Here is a 14282-nt window from a genome sequence, read left to right as displayed (position 1 = left end):
TCAGCGGGCGAGCAGCGCGCGAAGGGCCGTCGTGACCGTCTCGGGGCTCTCCTCCGCGACGAAGTGCCCTGTCGTGATCGTCCGGTGCTCCAGGTCGGCCGCCCACTCCCGCCACAACCCCACCGCGTCGTACGGCAGGACGTCGCCCCAGTCCTGCTGCAGCACGGTGACCGGCATGCCGAGGCGGTTGCCCGCCGCCCTGTCCGCCTCGTCGTGCGCCTTGTCGACGGTGGCGCTGGCGCGGTAGTCGGCGACGATCGAGGGGATCGCCTCCCTCGACGCCTTGAGGTAGGCGGCCCGCACGTCCGGGGGGATCGCGTCGGGGTCCCTGGTCCACAGGTCGAGGAAGTGGCCGAAGAACAGGTCGGGGGCCGCGGCGATCAGCTGCTCGGGCAGCCCGGGCGGCTGGGCCATCAGGTACAGGTGGAAGCCGATCGCGCCCAGGGTGCCGCGCATGACCTCCCACATGTCGAGGGTGGGCAGCACGTCGAGGGCGGCCAGGTGGGTGATCGTCAGGGGATGGTCCATGGCCGCTCTGAAGGCGACCAGCGCGCCCCTGTCATGACCGGCCAGCGCGAAGCCGTCGTGGCCGAGCGCCGCCGCCATGGCGACGATGTCGTCGCCCATCCTGCGCTTGGAGTAGGTCTCGCCGTCCTGGTCGGCGGGCTTGTCGCTGTCGCCGTACCCTCGCAGGTCGGGCACGAGCACGGTGTGGTCGGCGGCCAGGTCCGCGGCGACGTGCCGCCAGATCAGGTGGGTCTGCGGGAAGCCGTGCAGGAGCACGATCGGCGGCCCTGAGCCCGCCATGGCGACGTTGAGAGCGACGTCGCCGTCCACGGCGACACGGGAGTAGTCGAATCCGGAGATCTGCATGCCGTCGATGCTGCACGGGCGCGATTGAGTCCGGCATGAGCGCTCATATACGCAGCGCCGCCATGGCCTCCTCTGTCGCGGGGTCGCCCTCGCCGAGCGCGACCAGCCCGCGGACCAGCGCCTCCTGGGAGTCGCCGCCGCCCACCTCGCGCAGCGCGCGTGCGACGGCGAGCGTGCTGCCCTGCCTGCGGCGCGGCAGGGGCTCGCCTTCGTGCCTGCGTAGCGTGCCCACCAGGCAGGCGGCCTCCTCCGCCAGCCACGCGCCGGCCTGAGGGGAGCCGCCTCGGCTGGCGGCGGCAGCGGCGCGCACCTGCCGGAGCCAGTCGCCCGTCAGCCTGGCCAGCGCCTCGTCGCGTTCCTCGTCGGCCACCTTGCTCCGCGCGAACACCCTCAGCAGGTCGTGGTAGCGGTAGCGGCCTGGCGCGGGCGATTCGAGCAGGTTGAGGTCGACCAGCGACTCGCACAGCGGCTCGGCGTCGTCCACGCCGAGGACGACGGCGGCGACGCGCAGGGTGAGATCGGGCGCGTCGGCGACGGCCAGCAGCCTGAAGGCCCGCGCCTGCCCGGCGGCGAGCTGGTCGTATCCGAGGTCGAAGGTGCGCTCCACCGCCAGGTCGCCGATCGCCAGCTCGGCCAGCCTCCGCTCGCCCGCGACCTTGTCGCGAAGGACCGCCACGTTCCAGCCGGGCCTGGCCGCCAGGCGGGCGGCGGCGATCCGCACGGCCAGCGGCAGGAACGCGCACGCCTCGGCCACCGCGGCGGCGGCCTCCGGCTCGGCGGCGATCCTGGCCCTGCCCGCGACGGCGCCCAGCAGGCTGAGCGCCTCGGGCCTGGTCAGCACGTCGAGGTCGTGCGTGCGGGCTCCGGCGAGGGCGGCCAGCCTGGAGCGCCCCGTGACGATCACCGCGCACTGCGAAGTGCCCGGGAGCAGCGGCCTGACCTGCGCCTCCGACGCCGCGTTGTCGAGCAGGACCAGCATCCTGCGGCCGTCGAGCAGCGAGCGGTAGAGGGCGGCCCTGTCGGCGAGGCCGGCGGGCGGGCCGCCGACGCCGAGCGCGCAGAGGAGCCTTTCCAGCGCGTCGGCCGGCTCCATCGGGTCGCTGCCTCCGCGCAGGTCGATGGCCAGCTGGCCGTCGGGGAAGCGGTCCCTGACCCGGTGGGCCACCCGTACGGCGAGCGCGGTCTTGCCGACGCCGCCGATGCCCGCGATGACGTGGACGGGCAAGGTGGCGCCGGGGGCCAGCTCGGCGGCCAGGGCCTCGACCAGTTCGGCCCTGCCGGTGAAGTCGGCGAGATCGGCGGGCAGCTGGGCGGGCCGCACGGCCGTCCTGAGAGGGGGAGGCTCGCCCGACAGGACGCGCAGGTGCAGCTCGGACAGCTCGGGCGAGGGGTCGATGCCCAGCTCGTCGCTCAGGAGCCCGCGCAGGTCCGTGTAGACGGCCAGCGCCTCGGCCTGCCGTCCCGACCTGTGCAGGGCGAGCATGAGCAGGGCGCTCAGCCGTTCGCGCAGCGGGTGGGCCGCCACCAGCTCGCGCAGCTCGGCCACCGCCTCGGCGTGCAGGCCCGCCTCGAGGTCGGCCTCGAGGGCGCGTTCCAGCACCGTCATGCGGCGCTCCTCCAGCCTGGTGCGCTGCGCGGCGGCGTAGCCGCCCTCGAGCCCCGCCAGCGCCTCGCCGCGCCACAGCGCCAGCGCCTCGCGCGGCCTGCCCGCCGCCAGCGCCTCGAACTCCTCCACGTCGGTGGTGACCCCGCTCAGCGCGTATCCGTCACCGACCAGGGTGATCGTTCCAGGAGGGAGCACGGCCCTCAGCCTGGAGGCGTAGGTGCGCAGCACGTTGAGCGCGGTGCGGGGCGGGTCGTCCTCCCACAGCGCGTCGAGGAGCGTGTCCCTGCCCAGCGCCCTGCCGCCGGCCAGCGCGAGGGCCGCCAGCAGCAGGCGTTGCCTGGCCCCGCCGAGGTCGGTGTCCCCCGCGCGGACCTGGCCGAGCAGCTGGAGCCTCATACCTGGTTGGGCACCGCCCCGCCGTAGCGCCTGTCGCGCTTGGCGAAGATCTCGCAGGCCTCCCACAGGTCCCTGCGGTCGAAGTCGGGCCAGAGCCTGTTGAGGAAGACCATCTCGGCGTAGGCCGACTGCCACAGCAGGAAGTTGGAGAAGCGCTGCTCGCCCGACGAGCGGACGAACAGGTCGACCTCGGGGATGTCGGGCTCGTCGAGGTAGCGGGCGAAGACCTTCTCGTTGACCTTGCCGGGCTTGACCCTGCCCGCCGCGATGTCCTGCGCGAGCCTGACCGCGGCGTCGACGATCTCGGCCTGCCCCCCGTAGTTGACGCAGAACTGCAGGGTGAGCGTGCGGTTGTTCCTGGTCATCTCCTCGGCGTCCTGCAACTCGGAGATGACGCTCTTCCACAGGCGGCCCGGCCTGCCCGCCCATCGCACCCGCACGCCCATCGCGTGCAGCTCGTCGCGGCGGCGGCGGATCACGTCGCGGTTGAAGCCCATGAGGAAGCGCACCTCGTCGGGCGAGCGCTTCCAGTTCTCGGTGGAGAAGGCGTAGGCGCTCAGGTAGGGGACGCCCAGCTCGATCGCGCCCTCGATGACGTCGAAGAGCGACGCCTCCCCTGCCTTGTGCCCCTCGGTCCTCGGCAGGCCGCGCTGCTTGGCCCAGCGGCCGTTGCCGTCCATGACGATCGCGACGTGCCTGGGGACCAGATCACGCGGGATGGCGGGCGGGACCGCGCCGGACGGGTGCGGCGCGGGGGGACGGACGTTCAACGTGCTGGCTCCCTTTCAACATGGCGGAGAGAACGAATGCCGTGCTCGAGGTGCCACTGCAGGTAGGCGGCGACCAGACCGCTGCACTCGTTGCGGTGGCGGGCCTGGGAGGCGTCGGCGGCGGTCCAGTCTCCGCGCAGCAGCGCCGTCATCAACGCCAGGGTCTCCCCCGCGGGTACGGCGGCGCCCGCGGGACGGCACGCCCCGCACACCGCCCCGCCCGCGACGATCGCGAACGCCCTCACCGTGTCGGCCCTGCACCTGGCGCACTCCTGCAGAGCGGGGGCGTATCCGGCCACGGCGAGCGAGCGCAGGAAGTAGGCGTCGAGCACCAGGCGGGCCTCGTGGCTGCCGTCGCCCAGCGTGCGCAACCCGCCCACCAGCAGTAGGAACTGCTTGAGCGCAGGCTCCTTCTCGCCCTGGATGAGGCGGTCGGCCGTCTCGAGCATCGCGCTGCCGGCCGTGTAGCGGGGGTAGTCGTGGGCCAGCGCCTCGCCGTAGGGGTGGATGGTCTCGGCCTGCGTGACCACGTCGAGCGTGCGGCCCACGTGCAACTGCAGGTCAACATGGGTAAAGGGCTCAAGCCTCGCGCCGAATCTCGAGGTGGTGCGGCGCACTCCCTTGGCCACCCCTCGCACCTTGCCCGTGCGCTTGGTGAGGAGCGTGACGATCCTGTCGGCCTCGCCCAGCTTCTGCGTGCGCAGGACGACGCCCTCGTCACGGTAGAGACTCACCAGTCCAGTCTAGGGTGAGCGCCGGGTGGCCCGGCTTTACCGAACTCTCACTAGACTTTGACGACTGCCCCTGGTTTACCAGTTGTTCCGCCCCCCGCAACCGCCTCGAAAGGGTGACATGACCCGCGTGGTCCTGCTGGGCTCTTCGCCCGGCCCCGACACCGCTCCGACCGGCCTCCGGCTGGCCGCGCTGCCCGGCGCGCCCACCGTGGGCGAGCGCCTGCGCACCCAGGCCCTCTCGCTCGACCCCCAGGCCGCCACGATCGAGCGCACCGATCTCGCCACCGCCCTGCGCGCCCTCGCCGAGGTCGCCGACGCGACCCAGGAGAGCATGCTGCTCCTGCCGGTCAACTCGGTCATCCACGACGAGCTGATCTACCAGATCACCAAGGCCAAGCGCGGCGCCATCGCGCTCGTGGCCAAGGAGCCGCGACCGGAGGACGAGAACGGCGACAAGATCGTCCCCGACGTCCCGATCGACGAGGCGGAGCCGGAGATCGGCGCCAACAGCCTCGAGGGGCTCATGGTCCGCGCCCGCGTGGGCAAGTCGAGGATCATCTCGGTCGGCACCGCGCACCACGCCGTCACCCGGCCCAACGCCATCCTGCTCGGCCCGCTGCACCTGAGCGCCCGCAACGCCCCCGTGCTCGCCGAGGCCTGCCGCGAGCTGGCCGACCTCGCCCACCTGTTCGGCCCCGAGGACGACCTGGTCCAGCTGATCGTCTTCGCGCTGGTCCGCAAGGGCGTCTCCGTCGGCATCCGCGGCCGCCGCGACCTGTTCTACCGCAGGATCACCACGCAGGCGGAGGCCACCGAGGCCGCGACCGAGATGTCCGGCATGGACGAGGACCGCGCCAGGCTCAACAACGCGGTCAAGGGCGCCGACGGCTTCTTCACCACCTACTTCGTCAGCACCTACTCCCGTTTCATCGCCCGATGGGCGGCCAGGCGCGGCCTGACGCCCAACCAGGTCACGCTGATCTCCATCGCGCTCGGCGTGGCGGCGGCCGCCTGCTTCGCCACGGGCGAGCGGCTCGGCATGGTCGCGGGCGGCGTGCTGATCTACTTCGCCTTCGTCTTCGACTGCGTCGACGGCCAGGTCGCCCGCTACGCCCGCAAGTTCGGCGTGCTCGGCGCGTGGCTCGACGCGACCTTCGACCGGTTCAAGGAGTACGTCGTCTTCGCCGGTCTCGCCATCGGCTACGTCGTGGCGGGGCACAGCGACGACATCTGGATCCTGGCGCTGGCCGCGCTGGCCCTGCAGTCGGTCAAGCACCTGCTCGACTTCTCCTTCGGCGCCGCCAACCGGCGCAAGCCGCCCTCCCCGCTGCCCACCACCCCGCTCACCGCGCCCGACGACCGCGACCTGCGCAAGGCGCTCGAACGGCGCAAGGTCGAGCGCAGCAGCGGCATCCGCGGCGTGCTGAAGATGTGGAGCAAGGCGGGCAAGTTCCGCGCCGTCTACTGGGCGCGCAAGATGGTCGTCTTCCCCATCGGCGAGCGGTTCGCGGCCATCGCGATCACCGCCGCCCTCTTCGACGCCCGGGTCACCTTCATCACCCTGCTGATCTGGGGCAGCGTCGCCGCCGCCTACACCGCCACCGGACGCGTCATGAGGTCGCTCGCATGATCACTCAGCCGCAGGCCAGCGCCGCCGCCGCTCCCGACCCCGACGAGGAGCGCCGCAGAATCCAGACCGCGAGGCTGCTCGCCTACCGCGACGACGGTCCCCTGGTCCACGCCGTCGCCCCCCGGCTCGGCAAGGGCCTGCCGCCCGTCGCCACCCTCCTGGTCACGTTGCTCGCCACCATCGCGGTGGCGCTCGCAGGGCTGTCCCCGCTCATCTCGGTGGCCGTCATGGTCGTGCTGGTCCTGCCGACCGCGGCCAGCGACCACCTCGGACGCCTCGACTGGCTGGTGCCGCCGATCCTGCGCGGCACCGAGTTCCTCGCCGTCATCCTCATCGGCCTGAGCCACGACGCGCCCAAGTGGCTGCTGTTCGTGCTGCTGTACGTGGTGGGTTACCACACCTACGACACCGTCTACCGCACGCGCCAGAGCATCTGGCCGCCCACCTGGGTGTTCATGGCGGGTCTCGGCTGGGAGGTGCGCCTGCTGATCATCGCCGCGGGCGCGGCGCTCGGCGTCCTGACCCCCGTGCTGTACGCCCTGACCGCGTACCTGCTGGTGCTGTTCGCGGTCGAGAGCGTGACCAGCTGGGTACGGCTCGACAAGGCCTCGGCCCAGGCCAGCGCCGACGCCGAGCAGGACCTCGAGGCCTCTCCCGAGGATGCGCTGGAGCAGGCGACGGGCGAGGCCGAGAAGGCCTGACCCCCACAACAGGGGCCTCCGCTCGGGGCGCGCTCCGCGCGAGCCGCGCTCCGGGCCGGCCCCTCGGCGAAGCGCGCCTGCTGCCCCGGCGCTCCCTGATCCCCGCACCCGTTTGCTATGGCCTGATTTTTCGCGCTATGAGCGGCGGATGACCGATTAGTGTGGGGATCTAGGGACACTCGGGCCGGAGATCGTTCCGGCGGAGCCGGGAGACATGAATGGCGTTCTTGTCACGCCTGTTCAAACGGGGGTCGGGCGACCCTCTCGCCGAGCGTGATCGCGAGCGGGACGACGCTCACCGGCAGGGCCTGAAGGACGCCCGCGAGCTCCCTCTGCCGCACTTCACCGATCCCGACTGCGAGCCCGCCTTCCTCTCCGAGGTCAGGGCCAGGGCGCGGGAACGGATCGCCCGGGTCGACCAGGGGCTCGCCGCCCGCCGTACGGACCTGTTACGCCAGGTCAGCGAGGCGCGGGAGACGGTGTTCAGAGAGACGGGCCGAGCGGATCTGTACCCGGAGGCGCGGCCTGACGCGCGGGAGGTGCGTGGCTCCCCCGGAGCGTCGCCGAACGGCAGGGCAGCCTCCGCGGCCCCCGCGACGGAAGAGAGCGCGTCCCCCACCCCTGCGGGTACGGCGGGCGCGGAGGAGGATCCGTTCATCTCCATCGCGGAGGCCAGGTGGCGGCGGGCGGAGCGGGCGAGGGAGTCGGCGCTCAGGGAGGCGTCGGACCGGATCCACCGGGCGCGGTCGCGCATCGAGCAGCTGGCGCGTGAGTGGGACGGCGTGCTCGTGGAGCGCAACCACGAGGTGGAGGCCGTCCACGCGTGGGCGCAGCAGGTGATCGCGGCCTACCGGCGCGGGGTGATGGGGGCGCATCCCCGCAGGGAGGAGATCCCCTCGCTGTGGAAGGGCGAGGTGGTGGCGATGGACTCCTCGGCCGAAGGGGTCACCTCGCTCTCGTCCAGGGAGGAGATCGGGGGGCTGCTGGAGGAGGTCGAGCACAGGATCGAGATCTGGCACAGCGAGGTGCGGGAGGTCCTGGAACTCTCCAGGGGACGGTCCAGGCAGGAGCTCCTGCCGGGGGCCCCTGAGGGTGATCGGCGGAACGCTCCCGAGAGCACCCAGGGCCGGACGGCCACGCGGCGGGAGGCGGGAGCGCACGAGACCGGCGAAGGCAGCGGCTCCCCAGGAGCGGACGCCGGCCGCCCTGCGCACGCGGACGAGGACGCCGGCCTCCAGAGGACGGCGGCGGACGGAGGCCCTCGAGAGGCGGGGATCTTCCCCGGAGCGGGCAGTACGGGAGATCCGTCGAGAGCCGACACCGGCGGGAGACAGCCGGGAGATCCGTCGAGGGCCGACACGGGCGGGAGACAGCCGGGAGCGGGCGAGACGGCGGGAGAGCGATGAGGCCGGGGCGATGGACTGCGGCGATCACGGTGGTGGGTCTGCTGAGCACGGGTGTCGCCGCGTGCGGGACGGAGTCGAGAGCGGTGTGCGGCGTCATCGTCGACTCCACCAGCTACGCCGACCCCGCCGCCTCCCGCACCGACCTGACCTCCAAGCTGCCGGGCTTCGTCGACGGCTGTGACTGGGTGGGCTTCGCGGCCGTCACAGGGGCGTCGGAGAGCAGCACGTGCCGCGAGGACCCCGTCGCGGTGGCCGCGACCAAGAGGGAGAATCCGAACGACAACCCCGTCGTGGAGGAGCGCATCCGCAAGCACCGCCTCACGCAGGTGCTCCCCCGCGCGAGCAAGCTGTTCGACTGTCCCGGCGAGGGCGAGGGGTCGGACGTACTCGGAGCGCTCCGCTATCTGGTGAAGCAGATGAACGCCCAGCGGCAGCCGGACCTGGCCCACCGGGTGATCGTGTTCAGCGACCTGATCAACAACAGGGGCGACCTGAACGTCAACAAGCTGGACCTGTCGGAGGCGGCCAGGCAGGCGAAGGCCAAGGAGCTCAGGCAGTCGCGGCTGCTGCCCGACCTGACCGGCTACGACGTGGTGGTCCACGGCTTCCTCCGCAAGAAGGGCTCCAGCCCCGACCGCTTCCCGCTGCTGGAGAGCTTCTGGACCGAGGCGCTCGAAACGGCGGGCGCCACCTCGGTGGACCTGCTCTGAGCCCACCAGGCCCCTCGCCACACCCCATGCGAGCTGAGAGCGCTCTCTCGCTAGGCTGACTCACCGGAACGACGCTGTCGTACGGCATTGACAGCGCCTTGTCGCCGTGGTCACATCAATCGCAGAGAGCGCTCTCCCATTCACCCCCCAGGCTCAAGGGAGAACCGTCATGCCCTCGAAGTACCTCAGGCGTCTGGCCGCGACGGCGGTCGCGCTGTTAGCCGTCGGAGCCCTCGTCGCCGCCGTGCCGCCCACGCCGACCGGATGGAGCCTCGTCTGGTCCGACGACTTCAACGGCCCCTCGGGCTCGCTGCCGTCCTCCGCCAACTGGATCGTCGACACCGGCCACGGCTATCCGGGCGGCCCCGGCAACTGGGGCACCGGAGAGATCCAGAACTACACCGCCGACCCCGCCAACCTGAGCCTCGACGGCTCGGGCAACCTGCGCATCACTCCGCGGGGCAGCGGGCAGAACTGGACCTCGGCCCGCATCGAGACCCGCCGCGCCGACTTCAAGCCCGCCGATGGGCGCATCCTGCGCATCGAGGGCAGGATCCAGATGCCGAACGTCACAGGGGACGCGGCGCTCGGCTACTGGCCCGCGTTCTGGGCGCTGGGCTCGCCGTACAGGGGCAACTACTGGAACTGGCCCGGCATCGGCGAGTTCGACATCATGGAGAACGTCAACGGCGTCAACGCCGTCTGGGCCGTCCTGCACTGCGGCGTGAACCCCGGCGGACCGTGCAACGAGACCTCCGGACTCGGCGCCAGCAGGGCGTGTCCCGGCTCGACGTGCCAGTCGGCCTTCCACACCTACCGCTTCGAGTGGGACCGCAGCGTCTCGCCCAACCAGCTGCGCTGGTACGTCGACGGCCAGCAGTTCCACAGCGTCAGCCAGTCTCAGTTCGACGCGGGCACCTGGACCAACATGACCGGCCACGCGGGCTACTTCCTCCTGCTCAACGTGGCGATGGGCGGCGCCTTCCCCAACGCGCTCGCCGGTCCGACCCCGACCGCGGCGACCGTGTCGGGCAGGCCCATGGTGGTCGACTACGTGGCGGTCTGGCAGAGCGGCGGCGGCACCCAGCCCACCGACCCGCCCACGAACCCGCCAGGCGGCGTGGACGCCCGCTCCACGATCCAGGCCGAGCGCTACCAGGGTCAGTCCGGCACCATGGTCGAGACCACGACCGACACCGGCGGCGGTCAGAACGTCGGCGCGATCGCCAACGGCGACTGGCTCCGCTTCGACGGCGTCGACTTCGGCGCCACGGCCGCGCGGCAGTTCAGCGCGAGGGTCGCCTCGGGCGCGGCGGGCGGCGTGAGCGGCCTGGTCCAGGTACGGCTCGGCAGCCCGACCGCGCCGCCGATCGGCGACTTCGCGGTCGCCAACACCGGCGGCTGGCAGAGCTGGAGGACCGTGCCCGGCACCATCGCGCCGACGAGCGGCACCCACACGGTCTATCTGACCTTCACCAGCGGTCAGCCCGCCGACTTCGTCAACGTCAACTGGTTCACGTTCGCGACCTAGCCGCCCTGCGCCGCACCAGAATGCGCTCGGCCCAGCTGGCCGCCTCCGGGTCGCCCAGGCCCTCGACCACGCCACCGAGGTAGGCCGTGGCCAGGCTCTCGAAGCCGTTGTCCACCTGGCGCACCCTGCTGGCCCTTCGGCGGTCGGCGGCCTGGAGGTGCTGGCCGATGCTCTCGGCGAATCCGGCGTCGCGCTGGTACTCGCTCTGGGCCTCGACGAAGGCGCGCTGCTCGTGGTCGCGCTTGGCGCGCAGCTCGCGCAGCCGCCTGTCGTTGGGGTTGTGCATCCTGCGGCCCAGGTCGGCGGCGATCAGCGCGGTGGCCACGAGCAGGGCGAGCAGCAGGATCATGGTGGGCAGCTGGCTGACGCCCTCGGCGGTGGGCCCGATGTTCTGGCCGTCCACGACCAGCGGCTTGACCAGCGCGTCCCTGCGCAGCACCGCCACGGCGACGATCAGGCCCACCCAGACGAGCGCGACCGCGATCAGCAGCCATCGGCCCCTGGCGGGGCTGCCGTTCTCCTGCCACGTGCGGAAGGCCCTGCCGTACATGTGGGGGGCGACGAGCATGATGAGGGCGGCGCCCGTGGCGATCAGCGCGGTCATCTCCACGCTGTCGCCCCAGGACAGGATGACCTGGTAGAGGATCGGCACCTCGACGATCACCAGGAGCAGGAGCAGCAGCGCGGCGGGCAGCCAGCGTCTGACCGACGGCCAGCGGCTGCCCGACAGCGCGATGGAGCTCGGCCTGCCGTCGCCAGGCCGCCTGCTCGGCTGCTCCAGCTCGGTGACGCGGCGCTGGGTCTCGTCGAGCGTACGGCGGGCCTCGGCGAAGTGGCGCTGCGACTCGGCGAGCTTGATCTTCTGGGACTCGAACGCGGCGCGGTCCTGCTGGATCTCGCGCTCGGTGGCGTCCTCGATCCTGCTCAGCTCGGCCAGCCGCTCGTCCTCCAGCTCGTGGAAGCGGGGGACGCTGCCGGTCTCCAGCGTGAGGGTGTCGAGGTGGCCGCCCTCGGCGTGGGCGCGGCCCAGCTCACGCTCCTCACCGCGGCGCGTGATCCAGTCGGGCAGATGGTAGAGGTCGCCGTCATAGGCCACGGCGGGCGCGATGCGCGTGACCTCTCCTTGCTCGGCAGGGTGGTCCTTGAAGCGCATCAGGCCTCCAACGCGGTCCGCGTAATTTGATGCTAAACGCTGACTTCGGAGCCGTGACGGATTTGCCGGTGTCGGGTATCGGGGAACCTCGCCCGGCCCCGTCGAGGGCCCCCTCCGTCGACTCGATGAGGGCTGGAGGCGACCGGCGCGGCCTGCCGTACGGGCAAGCCTGTATACAGGGGGACGTGGAACTGGATCGGTTGGATCGGGACATTATCGGGGCCCTCGTCGAGGATGCCCGGACGACATATGCGGAAATCGGGCACAGGATCGGGCTGTCGGCGTCGGCGGTGAAGCGCAGGGTGGACCGGCTGAGGGAGACGGGCGCGATCACCGGCTTCAGCGCCCGCATCTCGCCCCAGGCGCTGGGCTGGACCACCGAGGCGTACGTCGAGCTGTTCTGCCAGGGCAAGACCTCACCCTCGGCGATCGGCATCGCCGTCGCCCAGCATCCCGAGGTCGTCTCGGCGTGCACGATCACCGGCGAGGCCGACGCGCTGCTGCACATCAGGGCCACCGACGTGCGCCATGTCGAGCGGGTCATCGAGCGGATCGCGGCCGAGCCGTTCGTCGTCAGGACCAAGAGCTCGATCGTGCTCTCCCGTCTGGTGGACGACGCGCAACGGATCGGCGCGACGCGGCGGCAAGACGCAACGGACCCGCGCGAACACGCAATACCAGCAGCTTGGCCTGCGTAAACGCTGTTCCTAGGCTTACGGCGTCCCCTTCGACGTTGGAGCCGCAGCATGCCCAAGCACTACCTGATGTGCCGCCCTGACTTCTTCACGGTGGAGTACGCGATCAATCCGTGGATGGACCCGGAGGCGGGCGCCGACCGCGACGTGGCCGTCAGGCAGTGGGAGGGGCTGAAAGCCGCCTACGAGGCTCTCGGTCACACGGTCAGCCTGATCGACCCGATCGAGGGCCTGCCCGACATGGTGTTCGCGGCCAACGGCGCGCTCGTGGCGGGCGGCAGGGTCTACGGCGCGCGCTTCGCCTTCCCCGAGCGGGCCGCCGAGGGCCCCGCCTACCTGAACTGGTTCGCCGAGCGCGGCTTCCCGACGCACGAGGCGGTCCATGTGAACGAGGGCGAGGGCGACTTCCTCGCGATGGACGAGGTGATCCTGGCGGGCACCGGCTTCCGCACCTCGCGGGAGGCGCACGGCGAGGCGCAGGAGTTCCTCGGCCGCCCCGTCGTCTCGCTGACGCTGGTCGACCCGCGCTTCTACCACCTCGACACCGCGCTGTTCCCCCTGCACGGGCGGAATATCGCCTACTACCCTGGAGCGTTCTCCGAGGGGAGCCTTCGCGTCCTGCGCAGGATGTTCCCCGACGCCGTGATCGCGGGCGCCGACGACGCCGAGGTGCTCGGCCTCAATGCGGTCAGCGACGGCGAGCACATCGTGATCAACTCGGAGGCCCACGACCTCCAGCTCGACCTCAAGCGGCGCGGATACGAGGTGATCCCCGTCGAGCTCGCCGAGTTGCGCAAGGCAGGCGGGGGTCCCAAGTGCTGCACACTGGAAATCAGGGGGGAAAACTGACATGACCACGAGCGCAGAACACATCGATGTGAGCGAGCGCCGCAGCGCCCACAACTATCACCCGCTGCCCATCGTCATCCACGAGGCGCACGGCGCCTGGGTGACCGACGTGGAGGGCAAGCGTTACCTGGACTTCCTGTCCGGTTATTCCAGCCTCAACTTCGGCCACGGCAACCCGAAGATCCTCCAGGCGGCGCACGAGCAGCTCGACAACCTCACCCTGACCAGCAGAGCGTTCTACCACGACCAGTTCGCCGCCTTCTGCGCCGGCCTGGGCGACCTGACCGGCAAGGACATGATCCTGCCGATGAACACCGGCGCCGAGGCCGTCGAGACCGCGATCAAGGTCGCCCGTAAGTGGGGCTACCAGGTCAAGGGCGTCGCCCCCGAGCAGGCCAACATCATCGTGATGGAGGACAACTTCCACGGCCGCACCACCACGATCATCAGCTTCTCCACCGATCCCGACGCACACGACGACTTCGGGCCCTACACACCCGGGTTCACGGTCGTGAAGTACGGCTCGGTCGAGGCGATCCGCGACGCGATCGACGCCAACACGGTGGCGGTGCTGCTGGAGCCGATCCAGGGCGAGGCGGGCGTGCTGGTGCCGCCGGACGGCTACCTGCGCCAGGTGCGTGAGCTGTGCACCTCGCAGGGCATCCTGATGATCGCCGATGAGATCCAGTCCGGGCTCGGCCGCACCGGCAAGACCTTCGCCTGCGACCACGAGGGCGTCGTGCCCGACATGTACATCCTGGGCAAGGCGCTGGGCGGCGGGGTGGTGCCGGTCAGCGCCATCGCGGCCGACGAGGACGTGCTCGGCGTGATCAAGCCTGGCCAGCACGGCTCCACCTTCGGCGGCAACCCGCTGGCGTGCGCGGTGGGCAACGCGGTGATCGAGATCCTCAACACCGGTGAGTTCCAGGAGCGCGCCGCCCAGCTCGGCGAGGTGCTGCACGCCAGACTGCGCGAGATGATCGGCCACGGCGTGGTCACCGTACGCGGGCGGGGACTGTGGGCCGGAGTCGACATCGACCCCTCGCTGGCCACGGGGCGCGAGGTGTCCAAGGCGCTGATGGCGCGTGGCGTGCTGGCCAAGGACACCCACGGCTCCACGATCAGGCTCGCCCCGCCGATCGTGATCTCGCAGGAGGATCTCCTGTGGGCCGTGGACCAGCTGGCCGACGCGATCGCCTCGTTCAGGTAACGCTCAAGGAGGTACGGC

General features: G+C 71.4%; 13 protein-coding genes. 8 read left to right on the top strand and 5 right to left on the bottom strand.

What is annotated here, in order from left to right:
- The 4 genes from ABFX55_RS47560 to recO are packed head-to-tail and all read right to left on the bottom strand — an operon-like array spanning position 1 to position 4379.
- Complete coding sequence (locus tag ABFX55_RS47560) at positions 1-873, bottom strand: alpha/beta fold hydrolase (RefSeq protein ID WP_346130618.1); 873 nt, start codon at positions 871-873, stop codon at positions 1-3.
- Positions 874-916: 43 nt separating this feature from the next.
- Positions 917-2875 carry an AfsR/SARP family transcriptional regulator gene (locus ABFX55_RS47555; RefSeq protein ID WP_346130616.1) on the bottom strand — a complete coding sequence of 653 codons (1959 nt, stop codon included), beginning with the start codon at positions 2873-2875 and terminating at the stop codon, positions 917-919.
- Entirely contained in the window at positions 2872-3645 is a 774-nt protein-coding gene (locus ABFX55_RS47550; protein ID WP_183657866.1) for an isoprenyl transferase, read from the bottom strand. Before ABFX55_RS47550 ends, ABFX55_RS47555 begins: the two co-directional genes overlap by 4 nt.
- Positions 3642-4379, bottom strand: coding sequence for a DNA repair protein RecO (gene recO, locus ABFX55_RS47545; RefSeq protein ID WP_183657864.1), 738 nt, complete (start codon positions 4377-4379; stop codon positions 3642-3644). Before recO ends, ABFX55_RS47550 begins: the two co-directional genes overlap by 4 nt.
- 118 nt (positions 4380-4497) lie before the next feature.
- Between recO and ABFX55_RS47540 the strand changes: the two genes are divergently transcribed.
- From ABFX55_RS47540 to ABFX55_RS47520, 5 genes are all read left to right on the top strand, one after another.
- The gene (locus tag ABFX55_RS47540) at positions 4498-6009 is read left to right on the top strand and encodes a CDP-alcohol phosphatidyltransferase family protein (protein WP_346130614.1); all 1512 of its coding nucleotides are present in this window, start codon (positions 4498-4500) and stop codon (positions 6007-6009) included.
- Positions 6006-6710, top strand: a complete 705-nt coding sequence (locus ABFX55_RS47535; protein ID WP_346130612.1) for a DUF5941 domain-containing protein — start codon at positions 6006-6008, stop codon at positions 6708-6710. The genes ABFX55_RS47540 and ABFX55_RS47535 overlap by 4 nt, the downstream gene beginning before the upstream one ends.
- Positions 6711-6928: 218 nt before the next feature.
- The gene (locus tag ABFX55_RS47530) at positions 6929-8116 is read left to right on the top strand and encodes a hypothetical protein (protein WP_346130610.1); all 1188 of its coding nucleotides are present in this window, start codon (positions 6929-6931) and stop codon (positions 8114-8116) included.
- Complete coding sequence (locus ABFX55_RS47525; RefSeq protein ID WP_346130608.1) at positions 8113-8826, top strand: hypothetical protein; 714 nt, start codon at positions 8113-8115, stop codon at positions 8824-8826. The genes ABFX55_RS47530 and ABFX55_RS47525 overlap by 4 nt, the downstream gene beginning before the upstream one ends.
- A 169-nt stretch (positions 8827-8995) precedes the next feature.
- Positions 8996-10357 (top strand): glycoside hydrolase family 16 protein, encoded by a 1362-nt coding sequence (locus tag ABFX55_RS47520; protein ID WP_346130606.1) that lies wholly within the window; start codon positions 8996-8998, stop codon positions 10355-10357.
- On the opposite strand, the gene ABFX55_RS47515 is transcribed toward ABFX55_RS47520, so the two are convergent.
- Complete coding sequence (locus ABFX55_RS47515) at positions 10341-11510, bottom strand: hypothetical protein (RefSeq protein WP_346130604.1); 1170 nt, start codon at positions 11508-11510, stop codon at positions 10341-10343. The genes ABFX55_RS47520 and ABFX55_RS47515 overlap by 17 nt on opposite strands.
- 185 nt (positions 11511-11695) lie before the next feature.
- On the opposite strand from ABFX55_RS47515, the gene ABFX55_RS47510 reads away from it, so the two are divergent.
- The 3 genes from ABFX55_RS47510 to rocD are packed head-to-tail and all read left to right on the top strand — an operon-like array spanning position 11696 to position 14264.
- Positions 11696-12208, top strand: a complete 513-nt coding sequence (locus ABFX55_RS47510) for an Lrp/AsnC family transcriptional regulator (RefSeq protein ID WP_346130602.1) — start codon at positions 11696-11698, stop codon at positions 12206-12208.
- Positions 12209-12256: 48 nt separating this feature from the next.
- A complete protein-coding gene (gene ddaH, locus ABFX55_RS47505) occupies positions 12257-13054 on the top strand; it encodes a dimethylargininase (RefSeq protein WP_346130600.1) in 798 nt (265 codons plus the stop codon).
- A gap of 1 nt (position 13055) precedes the next feature.
- A complete protein-coding gene (gene rocD, locus ABFX55_RS47500) occupies positions 13056-14264 on the top strand; it encodes an ornithine--oxo-acid transaminase (RefSeq protein ID WP_346130598.1) in 1209 nt (402 codons plus the stop codon).
- Positions 14265-14282: the final 18 nt, after the last annotated feature.

Origin of the sequence: Nonomuraea roseola, assembly GCF_039535395.1 — a bacterium.
GTDB lineage: Bacteria > Actinomycetota > Actinomycetes > Streptosporangiales > Streptosporangiaceae > Nonomuraea > Nonomuraea roseola.
The sequence above is the reverse complement of the archived record's forward strand: the minus strand, read 5'-3'. Positions and strand labels throughout refer to the sequence as shown.

Bases quoted from the DNA above. Each gene is read 5' to 3' on its own strand.
- ABFX55_RS47540 (WP_346130614.1), top strand. From the start codon at position 4,498: ATGACCCGCGTGGTCCTGCTGGGCTCTTCGCCCGGCCCCGACACCGCT.
- ABFX55_RS47555 (WP_346130616.1), bottom strand. From the start codon at position 2,875: ATGAGGCTCCAGCTGCTCGGCCAGGTCCGCGCGGGGGACACCGACCTC.
- ABFX55_RS47525 (WP_346130608.1), top strand. From the start codon at position 8,113: ATGAGGCCGGGGCGATGGACTGCGGCGATCACGGTGGTGGGTCTGCTG.
- ABFX55_RS47560 (WP_346130618.1), bottom strand. From the start codon at position 873: ATGCAGATCTCCGGATTCGACTACTCCCGTGTCGCCGTGGACGGCGAC.
- ABFX55_RS47515 (WP_346130604.1), bottom strand. From the start codon at position 11,510: ATGCGCTTCAAGGACCACCCTGCCGAGCAAGGAGAGGTCACGCGCATC.
- ddaH (WP_346130600.1), top strand. From the start codon at position 12,257: ATGCCCAAGCACTACCTGATGTGCCGCCCTGACTTCTTCACGGTGGAG.
- ABFX55_RS47530 (WP_346130610.1), top strand. From the start codon at position 6,929: ATGGCGTTCTTGTCACGCCTGTTCAAACGGGGGTCGGGCGACCCTCTC.
- rocD (WP_346130598.1), top strand. From the start codon at position 13,056: ATGACCACGAGCGCAGAACACATCGATGTGAGCGAGCGCCGCAGCGCC.
- ABFX55_RS47535 (WP_346130612.1), top strand. From the start codon at position 6,006: ATGATCACTCAGCCGCAGGCCAGCGCCGCCGCCGCTCCCGACCCCGAC.
- ABFX55_RS47520 (WP_346130606.1), top strand. From the start codon at position 8,996: ATGCCCTCGAAGTACCTCAGGCGTCTGGCCGCGACGGCGGTCGCGCTG.